The following is a 16,012-nucleotide window of genomic DNA, read 5'->3' on the forward strand; positions in this document are numbered from 1 at the left end:
ATTGCAGTAACAGAACTGTTTATTTAAAGAAGGAATAATCTGTTATCCCTTGTGGAATTCGATTTCGTAAGAGCTAAGTAATTAAATACCGTGAACTCCATGGTTATAAAAAAGCTTATTGGAAAGCTAAGAAATTCATTCCTAACGTCTTGGTACTATTTATATTGAACAAATGAATATCTATATAAATTGAGCGAAGGGGCCTTACAAGGGCTTCGGCTACCCCTAGCTCTGTAGTGAATTCAATGTGATTCTTGATATCAACACATATAGATCTCCGTTATTCAACCAATCTACTCAATTAGGCTTTACCCACTCACTTCTTTTTCCGAAACTCTTTCAATTTGTCATAAATGGCGGCCATCTTTTTTTCTTCGCCTGCCATAACTGGCTTATAAAACTCTGTGTTTTTTAATTTGTCGGGTAAATATTGCTGATTAGTCCAGCCGCCAAATGAACCGAGCGGTGTGTCATGCGGGTATTTGTAGCCGACGTGGCCGAGTTTTGCTGCACCCGCATAATGCGCGTCCCGTAAATGTAATGGAATATCTCCGGTTTTGCCCTCATTGATAGCTTTTACAGCTGCGTCGAATGCTTTGTAAGCTGAATTCGATTTGGATGCCAGGCACATTTCGATAACGGCGCTTGCGAGAGGGATACGTGCTTCCGGCATGCCAAGCTTCACTGCAGCTTCTGTTGCCGCTAAAACGTGCGGTCCAACTTCTGGTGAAGCTAATCCGACATCTTCATAGGCCATGACAAGCAAACGTCTATTTACAGCTACTAAATCTCCAGTCTCAAGAAGATTTGCGAGATAGTAAATAGCGGCATTGACGTCACTGCCTCGGACCGATTTTTGCAGTGCGGATAATAAATTATAAAAGTGAGAACCTTTTTTATCCCCGAATAAACCGATGCGCCCAAGCAAATTTTCAAGTAGCCAGTCTTCAATGACTATTTTACCATCGACTTCATCACTGGCAGAAACGGCAGACTCAAGAACAGTTAACGCTTTTCGTGCATCACCGTTTACACCCTCCGCAATCAACGTCAGCTGATCATCGGTTAAGTCAATCGCCATTTTTCCGAGCCCGCGTTTTTCATCCGACATTGCCTTTTTGAGTACTTCCATTAGATCTTCAGGTTCTAATCTAGATAGTTGCCGGATTTCACCGCATCTGGAACGTATGGCGGGATTGACGTCGTGGTAAGGATTTTCAGTTGTCGCCCCTATTAAGACGATTGCGCCGCTTTCGACGTGTGGCAGTAATGTATCTTGCTGTAATTTATTGAAACGATGAATTTCATCTAAGAATAGTAGAACTTTCCCTGTAATTCGTGATTCCGCTACTACGTCTTCGACATCTTTCTTCCCTGAAACAGTTGCATTCATGGCGATGAAAGGAAGATTGCTAGTACCTGCAATTGCGTGAGCGAGTGACGTTTTACCGATTCCAGGTTCCCCGTATAACAACATAGAAGGAACATGTCCATTTTTTATCATCCGATAAAGTGCCGTCTTCTCTCCAATAATATCTTTTTGTCCAGCAATTTCATCTATAGTTCTAGGACGCATGCGAAACGCCAATGGTTCATTATGCAAAGAGATCACTCCTTAGTAAATCCGTTCTTCTATTATACACATTGATCGAACGCAAATCATTTTAAGGAAGCCTAGGGGTCTGTTATGCTATACTATCTTGAAGCAATCGTAAAAGGACGGGATAGATATGAAGATTTCTACAAAAGGTAGATATGGATTAACAATTGTTGTTGAGCTTGGCTCTAAATTCGGGGAAGGTCCAGTTCCGCTAAGGAAAATTGCGGAAGAACAGAAATTGTCTGAAGCGTATCTTGAGCAACTAATTCCACCTCTTCGTAACAGTGGAATCGTGAAAAGTGTCCGCGGCGCTTATGGCGGATATATGTTGGCTAAGCCACCAACTGAAATTACTGCGGGGGATGTTATCCGGATTCTTGAAGGACCCATCCAAGTTGTAGAAGGGCTAGAAGGATCTGATATTCCGCAACAAGAACTTTGGAAACGAATCGGTGAAGCTGTACGTAGTGTCCTCGACACAACAACGATTGAAGATTTGATGAAATCGGGTGAAGAAGATAATCGCGATAGCTATATGTTTTACATTTAAAGGAGTCTTAATATGAAGAAAATTTATCTCGACCACGCGGCGACGACACCGGTTCATCCGGCCGTAAGCGCTACTTATATAGATACACTTGAATCTACTTTCGGTAACCCTTCCAGCATCCATAGTTTTGGAAGAGAAGCGCGAAAAAGTCTAGATGACGCACGGAAAACGCTGGCACAGTCTGTTCATGCAGAACCGACGGAAATCATTTTCACATCGGGCGGCACGGAAGCAGACAATACCGCGATTTTTGGAACTGTTATGGCGATGAAAGCAAAAGGTAATCATATTATCACCACGAATATTGAACATCACGCTGTTTTAAATCCATGTAAACAACTAGAACTGCTAGGTTTCGAAGTAACCTACTTGGAAGTCGATGACAATGGACAAATAACGGTGGAACAAGTGGGAAATGCACTGACAGATAAAACGATTCTCGTCTCGATTATGTATGGCAATAACGAGGTGGGAACAATTCAGCCGGTTCGTGAAATCGGGGCATTGCTGAAGGAACACCAGGCCGTATTCCATACGGACGCCGTTCAGGCTTATGGAATCGTTCCACTTCATGTGGATGAACTCGGCGTCGATCTGTTATCAGTTTCAGCTCATAAATTGAACGGTCCAAAAGGAATCGGTTTTCTTTATCAGCGAAAAGGACTTGATACAATACCAGTTCTTTTCGGCGGCGAACAGGAACGCAAACGACGGGCAGGAACCGAAAATATTCCAGCGATTGTTGCTTTTTCTGAAGCGGTATTAATTGCACAACAGGCAATGGAACAAAACACTGCAAATTATTCTAACTATGCGAGCATAATGACTGACGTGTTTAATCAACAAGATGTCACTTGCGAAATGAATGTGAAAAGTGCGGAAAAACTACCGCATATAATGAATATAAGCTTCCCAGGGACAGATATTGAATCGCTCCTAGTGAATCTCGATATGGCGGGTATAGCCGTGTCTAGCGGGTCTGCATGCACTGCGGGTTCACTCGATCCGTCGCATGTCTTGACTGCCATGTTTGGCGAAGGTTCTTCCAAATTACGAAATTCGGTCCGATTTAGTTTTGGCCTCGGTCTCACTGAGGAAACGATTAAGGAAGCAGCCGAACTAACAGCTGAAATCGTCAAACGGTCTGTGAAATGAAAATATAAAGGATGAAAAATAAAATGAAAACAATTAAATCACCAGCAGAAACTCGTGTCGTTGTCGGCATGTCGGGCGGCGTAGATTCGTCCGTAGCAGCACTATTGCTTAAAGAGCAAGGTTATGAAGTTATCGGTATTTTTATGAAAAACTGGGATGACACGGACGAATTCGGAGTCTGTACTGCGACTGAAGATTATGAAGATGTTATCAGTGTTTGTAATGATATCGGAATACCGTATTATGCGGTTAATTTCGAAAAACAATATTGGGATAAAGTATTTACGTATTTCCTTGAAGAATATAAAGCGGGACGTACACCAAACCCCGATGTCATGTGTAATAAAGAAATCAAGTTCAAAGCATTTCTTGAGCATGCAATGAGTCTAGGCGCGGACTATTTAGCAACGGGTCATTATGCACAAGTGGTAGAAGTAGATGGCGGCGTTTCAATGTTGCGTGGGAAAGATGCAAATAAAGACCAAACGTATTTCTTGAATCAATTGTCACAAGATCAGCTACAAAAAGTGATGTTCCCTATTGGTAATATGGAAAAAAGTGCAGTTCGTGAAAAAGCGGTTGAAGCAGGACTTTCCACTGCAGCGAAAAAGGATTCCACAGGCATTTGTTTCATAGGAGAAAGGAATTTCAAGGAATTCCTTGGTCAATACCTTCCTGCTCAACCAGGAGATATGACGACGATGGAAGGCGAAACTGTAGGGCGTCATGATGGGCTAATGTACTATACAATTGGTCAACGTCACGGTCTTGGTATTGGCGGAGCTGGAGAACCTTGGTTTGTTATCGGCAAAGACTTGAAAAAGAATATTCTTCTTGTTGGTCAAAATTTCGATAACGATGCACTTTATTCCGACAGTTTGACAGCAATTGATGTCAGTTTTTCGACTGTACGTGAACTTCCGAAAACATTTAGTTGTACAGCGAAATTCCGCTATCGTCAACCAGATACAAACGTCACAGTAGAACTGACTGAAGACGGAAATGCAATCGTCCACTTTGCACAACCAGTGCGTGCAATCACACCTGGACAAGCTGTCGTTTTCTATGACGGGGACGAATGTCTTGGCGGGGGAACAATCGACACAGTTATAAAAAATGGCAAACAACTTGATTATGTTGGATAAGGGGTAGTTAACTATGGAATACAATGAAATTGGAATCGCTGCACTACAAAATGGCGAATACGAAAAAGCGGTCGAATCATTTATGCAAGGTGTTGAAAAAGAACCTGAAAATGCGGTCGGTTATATCAATTTAGGGAATGTTTTCGCTTCACTTGGAGATGCTGAGAGGGCAGAACCATTTTTCCAAAAGGCGATTACGCTTGACTCTGAAGCTGGCACAGCTTTTTACGGTCTCGCCAATCTTTATTACAATAAAGATCGTTTTGAAGAAGCGGCAAAATTATATGAAAAAGCAGTTCGTCAAGGTGTCGAGGAGGCAGACGCATATTTCATGCTCGGGAAAAGTCTCGAACGTTCAGGTAAAGAGAAATTAGCGTTGCCTTATTTACAGAGGGCTACAGAACTGGCACCGGATGATCTTGAAATCCGGTTATCTTATGGGATTGTCCTTGCGAATTTGGAACTATTTAAAGAAGCCGGGAATGAATTCCGTTTCATCATCGAACAGGACGAGGCAAGTGCTGATGCTCATTATAACCTCGGTTTTTTATATGCAGTGTCGACAGAACAGAAACAAGATGCACTTACTCATCTTGAAAAAGCATTCACAATCGATCCGGAGCACGTTCAAGCACGTTATATATATGACATGATCAAGTTGGGCGAAGAAGGAAAATAAGAAGGGGTGGCGGTGATGGAAGGGAACAACATGGCGGGGAATACGGATGAAATCTTTTTGATTGGACGACCAGTCGTGACAATCTTCCATAACCCCGACAGCCTTTTTACAATCGCGAAGTTAAAAGTTCGTGAAACTAATAGTGGGAATGAAGATAAAGAAATCATTGTTAAAGGCAGTTTTCCGCAACTGAATCCTGAAGATGACTACAAATTTACAGGAAAGCTCGTTAATCATCCAACATATGGTGCACAGTTCGATGTGCATACCTTCGCAAAAGAGATGCCTGCAACGGAAACGGGACTCGTGCATTATTTGTCAGGTGATTTATTTCCAGGTATTGGGATGAAGACAGCTCAAACAATTGTCAAAAAGCTCGGCAAGGATGCCATTAAAAAAATCCTTGACGATCCATCTGTCCTTGGTCTGGTCCCAAAGTTATCCGACGAGAAAAAAGAGACAATTGTCTCGGTCCTCGAACAAAATATGGGACTTGAGCGAACAATCATCCAGTTAAATGAATGGGGATTTGGACCGCAAATCGCAATGCGCATTTATCAGAAGTATCGTGAAGAATCCGTTTCATTGCTGACTGAAAATCCCTATCGACTTATTGAAGAAATCGAAGGGGTAGGTTTTCAACGTGCGGACGAACTCGGTAAAAATTTAGGCATTACAGGAAACCATCCTTCTAGAATTAAAGCGGCTATCCTTCATTCGATGAACCAGGCCGTGCAATCAGCCGGTCATGTGTTCGTGGAAGCAGAAGCCGTCTTACCAGATGTGAAACGCCTACTTGAAATGAGTCAGCGTGTGGATATTCCATTTTCTGATATTTCCCAGGCAATTATTGTACTTGTCGAGGAAGGGAAACTATCTGCTGAAGAACGAAGACTTTACATACCGTCCCTTTACTTTTCAGAAATCGGAATCGCTGCAAAGCTCGAGCGGATTATGGGGAATGACACAGCTGATCAATTTCCTGTATCTGAAATAAGAAAAGCGGTCGGGGAAGTTGAAGAGCGACTCGGCGTCAATTATGCAGAAACGCAAGTAGCAGCGATTGAAACAGCACTTCATTCGCCATTAATGATCTTAACAGGTGGTCCCGGAACAGGAAAAACAACAGTTATTCGTGGTTTTGTCGAAGTGTATGCAGAACTCCATGGATTGTCGCTCGACCCGAAAGAGTATGCCAAAAAGAAAGAACCATTCCCGATTGTATTGGCGGCACCGACTGGACGAGCAGCAAAGCGTATGTCGGAATCGACTGGATTACCTGCAATGACAATTCACCGACTGCTTGGATTTAATGGGTTGGAAAAGGAAGAAGAGACTGAGCGGGAAATTGAAGGTCGTCTAATTATTATCGATGAAATGTCGATGGTCGATACTTGGCTTGCACACCAGCTATTAAAGGCGCTTGCCAATGATGTCCAACTGTTATTTGTTGGGGACCAAGACCAGTTGCCGCCTGTTGGACCAGGTCAAGTACTTCGGGATATGCTAGATTCCGGTAAAGTTCCTGTCATTGAGCTGACTGAAGTATTTCGGCAAAGTGAAGGATCATCAATTATTGAAATGGCTCATATGATTAAACGGTCTGAATGGACAGACGATATTACTAAGAAAACATCGGATCGTTCATTTATCAAAGCGGGCAGCGATCGGATTCTCGAAGTTGTTGAGCAAGTCGTGAAAAATGCCATTACCAAAGGCCATCCCATCAAAGACATTCAGGTTCTTGCGCCGATGTATAGGGGGCCGGCGGGCATCGATGGTTTAAACAAAATGATTCAGGAAATGGTTAATCCGCCAGGACCGAAACGCAAAGAAGTGGTTTTTGGCGAAGCGATTTACCGAATCGGTGATAAAGTGCTTCAGCTTGTCAATCAGCCCGAAAGCAATGTTTTCAACGGCGATATGGGCGAAGTCATCGCGATTATCAAAGCGAAAGAAACAATCGATAAAAAAGAGTTACTCGTTGTTTCGTACGATGGCATAGAAGTCACCTATGAGCGTAACGATCTAAACCAGCTCACACTTGCTTATTGCTGTTCGATTCACAAATCTCAGGGCAGTGAATTCCCAATTGTTATTATGCCAATCGTCCGCGGTCATCGTAAAATGCTAAGGCGTAATTTGTTATACACAGGCATCACTCGTGCGAAAAACTTCCTCATCCTCTGTGGAGAGCCTGAAGAGTTCAGAGCGGGCATTGCTCGCACCGATGAATTGGAAAGACAGACGACACTAAAAGAACGGCTAAATGGCGATGTCGTTGAACCTGAGGTTGTCGAGGTTTCGGAACATGTAAATGCAGAAGTTTCTAAGGAGTCGAATGTAGGTTCATTTGATTCGAAACCTGTCATATTTACACTAACTATGGAAACTTTCCTGTCAATTGATCCGTTGATTGGCATGAAAGGGGTAACGCCATATGAATTTCTTGAAGTTTCAGATTGACAAGATGGCAGAACTTTTCTATAATCAGAAATGCTGAAGCGGTCGTTTAGATACGACAGGCATAAGACGAACCGAAGGGAATACAGTCTAAGAGTATTATGACTGCATTACCGGCATCATGCCGACCCAAGTAAGACATGATTATCATATACTATATGTAATACGTTGACGGAGAAAGTAGGCAATTTTACTCGTTCAGAAAGGTGCTTCTTGGCTGAAAAGGCACTCGAGAAAAATGTTGAAAAGCTACTCCTGAGTGCAGCTCATCCCTGCCGTCCGCCGCGTTAAGGCAACCAGAGATGCCGGATTCAATTCGTCCGGTAATTAGGGTGGTACCGCGAGACTAACATCTTCGTCCCTTGCATTAGGGGCGGGGATTTTTTTGTGCCCGCAATACCGCCTTTCTTCTAGAAGTTGCAACTAGAAGCTCGTACTTTATTAATACATGTTTACAATTAAAAAGGAGGATTCACTTATGAAAAAACTAACAACGTCACAAATTCGTAACATGTTTTTAGAATACTTCAAAGAACACGGTCATAACATCGAGCCATCTGCACCACTTGTACCAATCGATGATGCTTCACTTCTTTGGATTAACAGTGGAGTCGCGACATTAAAAAAATATTTTGATGGACGAGTAGTTCCTACTAATCCGCGTATCGTTAATGCACAAAAGTCAATCCGTACAAACGATATTGAAAACGTCGGTAAAACAGCTCGCCACCATACATTTTTCGAAATGCTTGGAAACTTCTCGATAGGGGATTATTTCAAAGAAGAAGCGATCGTTCATGCGTGGGATTTTTTGACGAATGAAAAATGGGTTGGCTTTGATCCTGAACTGTTATCGATCACAATTCATCCGGAAGACGAGGAAGCGTATGCAATCTGGCGTGATAAGATTGGAATTGCAGAAGATCGAATCATTCGTCTTGAAGGGAACTTCTGGGATATCGGCGAAGGTCCAAGTGGTCCGAACTCGGAAATCTTCTATGACCGCGGACCGGCATACGGCGACGATTTCTCTGATCCTGAATTGTATCCGGGTGGGGAAAATGAACGTTATTTAGAAATTTGGAACCTTGTGTTCTCGGAATTTAACCATAATCCAGATAATACATACACACCTCTGCCGAAAAAAAATATTGATACAGGGATGGGTCTCGAACGGATGGCATCTGTTATTCAAGACGTTTCGACAAACTTCGACACAGATCTCTTCATACCTATCATGCATGCCATCGAAAAATTTTCCGAAGAGAAATACGGTAAAGATGAGCAAAAAGATATCGCATTCAAAGTGATTGCAGACCATATTCGTACAGTTGCTTTTGCAATAGGTGATGGTGCACTTCCGTCCAATGAAGGCCGCGGTTATGTACTAAGAAGATTGCTACGCAGAGCGGTCCGTTTTGCGAAACAACTTGGGGTTAACAAACCGTTCATGTTCGAACTTGTGCCCGTTGTAGGGGAGATCATGCAAGACTTCTACCCTGAGGTGACAGACAAGAAAGAGTTCATTATGAAAGTTATTAAAAATGAAGAAGAACGGTTCCATGAAACATTAACGGATGGAATGGCAATCCTTTCCGGCGTGATTGACGATGCAAAATCATCGGGTACTTCGATTGTTCCAGGAGCTATTGCCTTCCGTCTCTATGATACGTATGGCTTCCCGTTCGAGTTGACGGAAGAATTCGCTGAAGAAGCAGGAGTAACGGTTGACCGAGCTGGTTTTGAATCAGAAATGGACAGCCAGCGCAAGCGTGCGCGTGCTGCACGTCAAGATGTAGACTCTATGCATGTTCAGTCGGGTGTACTAGGTGAAATTCACGATTCAAGCGAATTCATTGGTTACAACCAACTGGAATGCGATTCAACAGTTGTCGCGCTTTTACACGAAGGCGCATTAGTAGACACTGCATCGGAAGGTGACGAAATTCAGTTCATCTTAGATCGTACTCCGTTCTACGCGGAAAGCGGTGGACAAGTAGCGGACAAAGGGACAATTAGCGGCGAGACATTTGTTGCGGATATCAAAGATGTACAAAAGGCTCCAAACGGTCAAAATTTGCATACGGCAATCATCCGTTCAGGTGAAATGCACAAAGGTGCAGCAGTTCAAGCTGAGGTGGATCAAGCAGCTAGAAAACTAACTGTTAGAAATCACACGGCAACGCATCTGCTTCACAAAGCATTGAAAGAAGTACTTGGAGAGCACGTCAACCAGGCTGGTTCATATGTTGGTCCCGATCGTCTGCGCTTCGACTTCTCGCATTTTGGTCAAGTGACGAAAGAAGAACTTGAAAAAATCGAGCAGATTGTCAATCAAAAGATTTGGGAAGACATCGCTGTAAATATTGCAGAAAGACCAATTGACGAGGCTAAAAAACTGGGTGCAATGGCGCTTTTCGGTGAAAAGTATGGCAAAGTGGTTCGCGTTGTTTCAGTTGGAAATTACTCATTGGAACTTTGTGGCGGATGTCACGTTGCTTCAACATCTGTCATCGGTTTGTTCAAACTCGTATCTGAAAGTGGAATTGGCGCAGGTACACGACGCATAGAAGCACTTACGGGACAGCAGGCCTACCGTTCATTCAAAGATGAAGAGGAAGTACTCGTCAACGCTGCAAGCCTTTTAAAATCGAATCCAAAAGACGTTGTGACGAAAATTGGATCAGTGTTAACTGACATGAAAGAACTTCAACGTGAAAATGAATCATTATCTGCTAAACTCGGAAACAGTCAATTGGCGGATATCATGGCTTCTGCTCAGCAAATCGATGACGTTACAGTTATTTCGGCACGTGTCGATGTGAAAGATAATAATGGACTTCGTCAGATGATGGACGAAATGAAACAGAAGTTATCAAAAGGAGTCATAGTCCTAGGTGCAGCTGCAGACGGCAAGGTAATGCTTGTGTCAGGCGTAACAGAAGATTTGAAAACAGGGAACTATCATGCAGGGAAAATCGTCAATCATGTAGCTACACAGTGCGATGGAAAAGGCGGAGGTCGCCCGGATATGGCAATGGCGGGAGCAAAAGATGCGTCTAAACTTGATGATGCCCTTCAATCCGTGTATGATTATGTCAAATCTGTTTAACTGGTGAATCAAATCGGGTATAATTAGAAATGGAATGATATTCGATTCAGTAAACAGATGATCTGAAAGCGGGGTGTCGATAATGGAATCATACGACAAGACGATGAAATTCAACTTTCCCGAAGAGTCGATGGAGCTAGAAGTGAAACAAGTCATGCTTCATGTGCACAAGGCACTTGACGAAAAGGGCTACAATCCAATCAATCAGATTGTAGGTTATCTTCTTTCGGGCGATCCAGCTTATATACCACGTCATGATGATGCACGTAATTTGATACGAAAGTTGGAACGGGACGAGATCCTAGAAGAACTTGTGAAGTTTTACGTTCGTGAAAACGGAGGGAAAACAGAGTGAGAACAATGGGGTTGGATGTTGGATCCAAAACGGTTGGCATCGCGATCAGTGATGCGCTTGGGTGGACTGCCCAGGGCATTGAAACAGTAAAGGTCGATGAAGGTGCTGGCCAGTTTGGCATGGAAAGAATCCAGGAACTCGTGAAAGAATACGAAGTGAGCGGATTTGTGGTAGGATTCCCTAAGAACATGAATAATTCAGTCGGACCAAGAGGGGTAGCATCTCAAGATTATGCTGAGCTTTTGAGACAAACATTCGGCTTTCCTGTTGCGTTATGGGACGAGCGATTGACGACGATGGCGGCGGAACGCGTGCTAATCGATGCAGACGTCAGTCGGAAGAAAAGAAAGACTGTTATCGATAAGATGGCAGCAATCATGATACTCCAAGGGTATCTTGATTCAAAAAATAGATGAGGTGATCGTAATGGAACACGGACAAGAAACAATGACGATTGTAGATGAAAACGGCGAGGAACACGTATGTGAAGTAATCTTTACATTTGATTCAGAGGAATTTGGTAAATCATATGTTCTTTATCATGTACTTGGAGAAGAAGAGTCGGAAGACGAAGATGTCGAAATCCATGCTTCTGCTTTTGTGCCTTCTGAAGACAATGAAGATGGCGAATTAATGCCAATTGAAGATGACGCAGAGTGGGAAATGATTGAAGAAATGTTGAACACGTTCCTTGCAGAAGAGGAAGAAGACGAAGAACAGTAATCTATATGTGCACGGACGGGACGGTGCGGTACAGGCCGTTCCGTTTTTTCATTGTGATTTACATATATTGAACAAATGAATATCTATATAAACTAATCGTATGCGCCATTTAGTGTCCAGTTACTGACACAATTCGAACGACGTAAATTGTGTCAGTAACTGGACACCGGGTAGCCAATGTCCTAAGCCTACCGGTGAAACTACTTGGCTTAGGGCGGGAGGCATACCCTTGCGCAGAAGTTGATTTAATGGCGTGTGCATTATGCTTCGAACGAAAGAGGTGGATTACGCATGGATAATGGTTCGAAAAAAGATGTCATGTTTGAGAGAATGCTTGAAAAGAAGAAGGAAGTAAAAATCGTCAGAAGAGTTGTTCTGGTGATAGCGCTTGTTCTATTGATCAGTGGTCTAATTGGCGGCCGCTACGTCTATAAGTACATAACAGGGGCTCTTCAACCTGTCGATCCAGATTCCGAAGAAGTCATTGAAGTGGAAATACCAATCGGTTCTGGGGTAGATACTATTGCAGCGAAACTTGAGGCAAATGGAATCGTTAAAGACGCCCGTCTGTTCAAATATTACGTGAAATTCAATAATAATTCCCAGTTCCAAGCGGGGACGTATGGCTTAACGAAATCAATGACACTCGATGAAATAATCGAAAGTTTAAAAACAGGAAAAGTATATAGAGAACCTGTCTTTACAATGACTATTCCAGAAGGACTGACATTGCAGCAAATTGCTAAAATCGTTGAGAAAAGTACAGCTATTCCTGCGAAAGAATTCCTGGCATATGTAAATGACGAAGCAACAATCAATATGCTGATGGGGAAATATTCGAAAATCCTGACAGAAGATATTAAAGCGGAAAACATTAAATATCCGTTGGAAGGTTATTTATTCCCAGCAACATATCCGTTTTTTGAAGAGAAGCCATCTGTTGAAACAATAGTCAATGCGATGATTAAAGGGACCTCGATAAATGTAACACCTTATCTCGATTATCTGCAAAGCAATGAAAAATCTGTTCATTGGCTGTTGACGTTCGCTTCGCTGCTTGAAGAAGAGGCGACGGCCCAATCAGATAGGGAAACGATTGCAAGTGTATTTTTCAACAGGTTAAAGCAAGATATGCCACTTCAAACGGACCCAACTGTTCTTTATGCCTTAGGTGAGCACAAAGACAGAGTACTCTATTCAGATCTTGAAAAAGACGATCCATATAATACGTATGTAAATAAAGGATTGCCACCTGGACCAATCGCTGGAGCAGGAAAATCTTCTATCGAAGCAGTCATCAATCCATCTAAAACGAATTATCTATTTTTCTTAGCTGATAAGAAAGGTGTCAATCACTTTACGGATTCTTATGACAAACATTTGGAAAACAAGGCACTTTACTTGTCTGGAGACTGACTGTCTTAAACTGGAGATGACTGAAATGAACAACTATATGAAGTATGTTGCAAGCTTCGTGGAAGAAAAAGATCCGTTCATTGTCGAAATGGAAAAATTCGCGGAAGAACGTCATGTTCCAATCATGGAAAGTGATGGAATTGATTTGTTTATCAGCCTGTTGCGACTCCAAAATCCCGAACGTATCCTTGAAATCGGTAGTGCAATTGGCTATTCGGCAATCCGGATAGCTAGAGCACTACCAAAGGCTTCCATTGTGACTATTGAAAGAGACAATGAGCGGTATATGAAAGCGGTTGACTACATCACGCGGAGTGGATTGGACCAGCAGATTACAATTATTGAAGCGGATGCACTTTTAACTGAAAGTGATGAAATTTTTAGTAATACGTATGATGCGCTTTTCATCGACGCTGCCAAAGGGCAATATAAACGATTCTTTGAAAAATATGCGGTTACCCTCAATACTGGGGGCGTTATTTATTGCGACAATATGTTCATGCATGGTATAGTGCTGCTCGACGATAAGGATATCCCAAGGCGCAATCGAACGATGACACGCAATTTGAAAGAATTCACTGAATGGATTATGAATAATCCAGCGTACGAAACGTCTTTGCTTTCTGTTGGAGACGGACTTTTAATTGCGATAAAAAAATAATAAGACATTGGTGTGGATATCTTTGACTAACGGGATATTCTGATGCGTAAAGGGAGTTTGAAATGAAATCTAGAAAACCTCTCGTCATTGGTATTGCAGGTGGCTCAGGATCAGGCAAAACAAGTGTTACTAAATCAATTTATGAGGTATTTAAAGAGCATTCTGTTGTCGTTATCGAACAGGATTATTACTACAAAGACCAGTCTCATCTGAAATTTGAAGAACGTCTAAAAACAAATTATGATCATCCGCTGGCATTCGATACAGAATTACTAATTCATCATGTTGAAACGCTTCTTAAGCGCAACTTTGTGGAAAAACCTGTGTATGATTATTCATTACACACGCGCTCTGAAGAAACGATTATTATCGAACCGAAAGATGTCATCATCCTGGAAGGCATTTTGGTTCTTGAGGACGCAATGTTACGTGAACTCATGGACATAAAATTATTCGTGGATACAGATGCAGATTTGCGCATTATTCGTCGTATTATGCGAGATATCAATGAACGAGGTAGAACAATTGAATCGGTCATCGATCAATATTTGTCTGTCGTACGCCCGATGCACAACCAGTTCATCGAACCGACGAAAAGATATGCAGATATTATTATTCCAGAAGGTGGGCATAATGAAGTCGCAATTGACCTAATGGTTACGAAAATAAAAACAATTCTTGAATCTGGAACAGAATTGTAATATGATGATGACAGAATTCTATACAGAATAGCACTATGTCGCATACCTGTCGTAGGAATGGCATAGTATTTTTATGAACAGGAATATAGGGAGTGATATGTGGAATGATTACAGAAAAGAAATTTCCAATGACTGCAGCAGGTAAACAAAAACTAGAAGAAGAGTTAGACTTTCTAAAATCGGTTAAACGTAAAGAAGTTGTCGAGCGCATAAAAATCGCGCGCAGCCACGGCGATCTTTCGGAAAACTCGGAATACGATTCTGCAAAAGAAGACCAAGGTTTCCTTGAAGGTAAAATTGTTTCTATTGAGTCGATGATCCGCAATGCGGTAATCATCACAGCAGACGAACTAAATACTGACGAAGTACGCCTTGGGAAAACCGTCACATTTAAAGAACTGCCAGACGGAGATGAAGAGACGTATACGATTGTTGGTTCTGCAGAAGCGAATCCAATTGAAGGTCTTATTTCGAATGATTCACCAATCGCAAAAGGACTTATCGGTCGTTCTAAAGGTGAGCAAGTAAAAATTAATACACCGGCCGGAGAAATGTCAGTTACAATTCTAGATATAAAATGACTTGCAGATAGCCGCCCTCTATTGTGAGGGCGGTTTTCGTACTTTATTACTTACATGAACTTTATGAAACAATTTTCGTTGCTACTCGTCTACTACATACAGGCACTAGTCAAAATCTTAACAGGAGTTGATATGCGTATGACAGAACGAGAACCTGATCTATCGAGAGTTGAACGGAAAAAAGGCCGTAATCGAAATAAGATATTAAACAGTATGATTGCAATTGTTGTTGTACTTATTATTATCGCTGCAGGGGCAATTTTCTCTGGCGGCAAGAGTGATAAAGAACCAAGCGAGATTGAAGAAACTGCAAATGATAGCACTGTCAATGAAGATGTAGTAGAAGTCGAAGAAGACGTTGAAGAAGATGATAAGGATAACGCGGCAGAAGATAGTAATTCATCAACAGAAGAAGAAACGTCTGAACCATCAAACACGACTGAAACCGATCAAGTAGATGAATCAACTACTGGCGGCGATAGCGAAAAGCCTGATTCGGTTACGTCATCTCCTTCAGACGACGCAATCGTAGCTGAGACAATCACCGATACCGCATGGAAACCTATTGGTACCACACAAACAGGTGATCACGTATCACAGTATGATGGTTCGTCAGTTGATTGGAACGAGAAAAAACAAGCGCTTGCCTATGCAACTGGTCTACCACAAGATTCGATGATCTTTTTGAAGATTAAAAACGGCGGTGGACCGCAGAAGTCTATTGGAATTGTTTCATCAAGGGATAGCGCACAGAAATACCGTGTCTACCTCGAATGGGTGGACGGCGAAGGCTGGAAACCTGTAAAAATGGATAAATTGAAGACATTGGACTTTGATTATTAAATTGACTTAAACTATTTAGGTTGAGGCT

General features: G+C 42.2%; 15 protein-coding genes and 1 other annotated feature. Of the genes, 14 read left to right on the plus strand and 1 reads right to left on the minus strand.

Features of this window, described 5'->3' with window-relative positions:
• Positions 1 to 316: 316 nt before the first annotated feature.
• Positions 317 to 1,603 carry a replication-associated recombination protein A gene (locus FQ087_RS03535; protein WP_149579166.1) on the minus strand — a complete coding sequence of 429 codons (1,287 nt, stop codon included), beginning with the start codon at positions 1,601 to 1,603 and terminating at the stop codon, positions 317 to 319.
• Between the two features lie 127 nt (positions 1,604 to 1,730).
• On the opposite strand from FQ087_RS03535, the gene cymR reads away from it, so the two are divergent.
• From cymR to FQ087_RS03605, 14 genes are all read left to right on the plus strand, one after another.
• Entirely contained in the window at positions 1,731 to 2,150 is a 420-nt protein-coding gene (cymR, locus tag FQ087_RS03540; protein WP_149579167.1) for a cysteine metabolism transcriptional regulator CymR, read from the plus strand.
• 12 nt (positions 2,151 to 2,162) lie between these two features.
• A complete protein-coding gene (locus tag FQ087_RS03545; RefSeq protein WP_149579168.1) occupies positions 2,163 to 3,305 on the plus strand; it encodes a cysteine desulfurase family protein in 1,143 nt (380 codons plus the stop codon).
• A gap of 23 nt (positions 3,306 to 3,328) precedes the next feature.
• Positions 3,329 to 4,450 carry a tRNA 2-thiouridine(34) synthase MnmA gene (mnmA, locus tag FQ087_RS03550; protein WP_149579169.1) on the plus strand — a complete coding sequence of 374 codons (1,122 nt, stop codon included), beginning with the start codon at positions 3,329 to 3,331 and terminating at the stop codon, positions 4,448 to 4,450.
• Between the two features lie 13 nt (positions 4,451 to 4,463).
• Complete coding sequence (locus FQ087_RS03555) at positions 4,464 to 5,129, plus strand: tetratricopeptide repeat protein (RefSeq protein ID WP_149579170.1); 666 nt, start codon at positions 4,464 to 4,466, stop codon at positions 5,127 to 5,129.
• A 15-nt stretch (positions 5,130 to 5,144) separates the two neighbouring features.
• Positions 5,145 to 7,595: an SF1B family DNA helicase RecD2 gene (gene recD2, locus FQ087_RS03560; RefSeq protein ID WP_255452128.1), complete on the plus strand. Its 2,451-nt coding sequence runs from the start codon at positions 5,145 to 5,147 to the stop codon at positions 7,593 to 7,595.
• Positions 7,596 to 7,751: 156 nt separating this feature from the next.
• Positions 7,752 to 7,958: a binding site (T-box leader), on the plus strand.
• Between the two features lie 112 nt (positions 7,959 to 8,070).
• Positions 8,071 to 10,704, plus strand: coding sequence for an alanine--tRNA ligase (alaS, locus tag FQ087_RS03565; protein WP_149579171.1), 2,634 nt, complete (start codon positions 8,071 to 8,073; stop codon positions 10,702 to 10,704).
• Between the two features lie 82 nt (positions 10,705 to 10,786).
• Positions 10,787 to 11,059 (plus strand): IreB family regulatory phosphoprotein, encoded by a 273-nt coding sequence (locus FQ087_RS03570; protein ID WP_149579172.1) that lies wholly within the window; start codon positions 10,787 to 10,789, stop codon positions 11,057 to 11,059.
• Positions 11,056 to 11,475 carry a Holliday junction resolvase RuvX gene (ruvX, locus tag FQ087_RS03575; protein ID WP_149579173.1) on the plus strand — a complete coding sequence of 140 codons (420 nt, stop codon included), beginning with the start codon at positions 11,056 to 11,058 and terminating at the stop codon, positions 11,473 to 11,475. The genes FQ087_RS03570 and ruvX overlap by 4 nt, the downstream gene beginning before the upstream one ends.
• A 10-nt stretch (positions 11,476 to 11,485) precedes the next feature.
• A complete protein-coding gene (locus FQ087_RS03580; RefSeq protein WP_149579174.1) occupies positions 11,486 to 11,782 on the plus strand; it encodes a DUF1292 domain-containing protein in 297 nt (98 codons plus the stop codon).
• A 291-nt stretch (positions 11,783 to 12,073) separates the two neighbouring features.
• Positions 12,074 to 13,198: an endolytic transglycosylase MltG gene (gene mltG, locus FQ087_RS03585; protein ID WP_149579175.1), complete on the plus strand. Its 1,125-nt coding sequence runs from the start codon at positions 12,074 to 12,076 to the stop codon at positions 13,196 to 13,198.
• Between the two features lie 25 nt (positions 13,199 to 13,223).
• On the plus strand, positions 13,224 to 13,859 hold the full coding sequence (locus FQ087_RS03590; RefSeq protein ID WP_149579176.1) for an O-methyltransferase: 636 nt from the start codon (positions 13,224 to 13,226) through the stop codon (positions 13,857 to 13,859).
• Between the two features lie 62 nt (positions 13,860 to 13,921).
• Positions 13,922 to 14,560: a uridine kinase gene (gene udk, locus FQ087_RS03595; protein ID WP_149579177.1), complete on the plus strand. Its 639-nt coding sequence runs from the start codon at positions 13,922 to 13,924 to the stop codon at positions 14,558 to 14,560.
• Between the two features lie 104 nt (positions 14,561 to 14,664).
• Positions 14,665 to 15,141, plus strand: coding sequence for a transcription elongation factor GreA (gene greA, locus FQ087_RS03600; protein ID WP_149579178.1), 477 nt, complete (start codon positions 14,665 to 14,667; stop codon positions 15,139 to 15,141).
• Between the two features lie 138 nt (positions 15,142 to 15,279).
• Entirely contained in the window at positions 15,280 to 15,984 is a 705-nt protein-coding gene (locus tag FQ087_RS03605; protein ID WP_255452129.1) for a YrrS family protein, read from the plus strand.
• Positions 15,985 to 16,012: the final 28 nt, after the last annotated feature.

Origin of the sequence: Sporosarcina sp. ANT_H38 (assembly GCF_008369195.1) — a bacterium.
In the GTDB taxonomy this organism is placed as follows: domain Bacteria; phylum Bacillota; class Bacilli; order Bacillales_A; family Planococcaceae; genus Sporosarcina.

What these genes read in the sequence shown, in the direction of transcription:
- mnmA (WP_149579169.1), top strand. Translation starts at nt 3,329, where the DNA reads ATGAAAACAATTAAATCACCAGCAGAAACTCGTGTCGTTGTCGGCATG.
- greA (WP_149579178.1), top strand. Translation starts at nt 14,665, where the DNA reads ATGATTACAGAAAAGAAATTTCCAATGACTGCAGCAGGTAAACAAAAA.
- recD2 (WP_255452128.1), top strand. Translation starts at nt 5,145, where the DNA reads ATGGAAGGGAACAACATGGCGGGGAATACGGATGAAATCTTTTTGATT.
- alaS (WP_149579171.1), top strand. Translation starts at nt 8,071, where the DNA reads ATGAAAAAACTAACAACGTCACAAATTCGTAACATGTTTTTAGAATAC.
- udk (WP_149579177.1), top strand. Translation starts at nt 13,922, where the DNA reads ATGAAATCTAGAAAACCTCTCGTCATTGGTATTGCAGGTGGCTCAGGA.
- FQ087_RS03590 (WP_149579176.1), top strand. Translation starts at nt 13,224, where the DNA reads ATGAACAACTATATGAAGTATGTTGCAAGCTTCGTGGAAGAAAAAGAT.
- cymR (WP_149579167.1), top strand. Translation starts at nt 1,731, where the DNA reads ATGAAGATTTCTACAAAAGGTAGATATGGATTAACAATTGTTGTTGAG.
- FQ087_RS03555 (WP_149579170.1), top strand. Translation starts at nt 4,464, where the DNA reads ATGGAATACAATGAAATTGGAATCGCTGCACTACAAAATGGCGAATAC.
- FQ087_RS03605 (WP_255452129.1), top strand. Translation starts at nt 15,280, where the DNA reads ATGACAGAACGAGAACCTGATCTATCGAGAGTTGAACGGAAAAAAGGC.
- FQ087_RS03580 (WP_149579174.1), top strand. Translation starts at nt 11,486, where the DNA reads ATGGAACACGGACAAGAAACAATGACGATTGTAGATGAAAACGGCGAG.
- mltG (WP_149579175.1), top strand. Translation starts at nt 12,074, where the DNA reads ATGGATAATGGTTCGAAAAAAGATGTCATGTTTGAGAGAATGCTTGAA.
- FQ087_RS03570 (WP_149579172.1), top strand. Translation starts at nt 10,787, where the DNA reads ATGGAATCATACGACAAGACGATGAAATTCAACTTTCCCGAAGAGTCG.
- FQ087_RS03545 (WP_149579168.1), top strand. Translation starts at nt 2,163, where the DNA reads ATGAAGAAAATTTATCTCGACCACGCGGCGACGACACCGGTTCATCCG.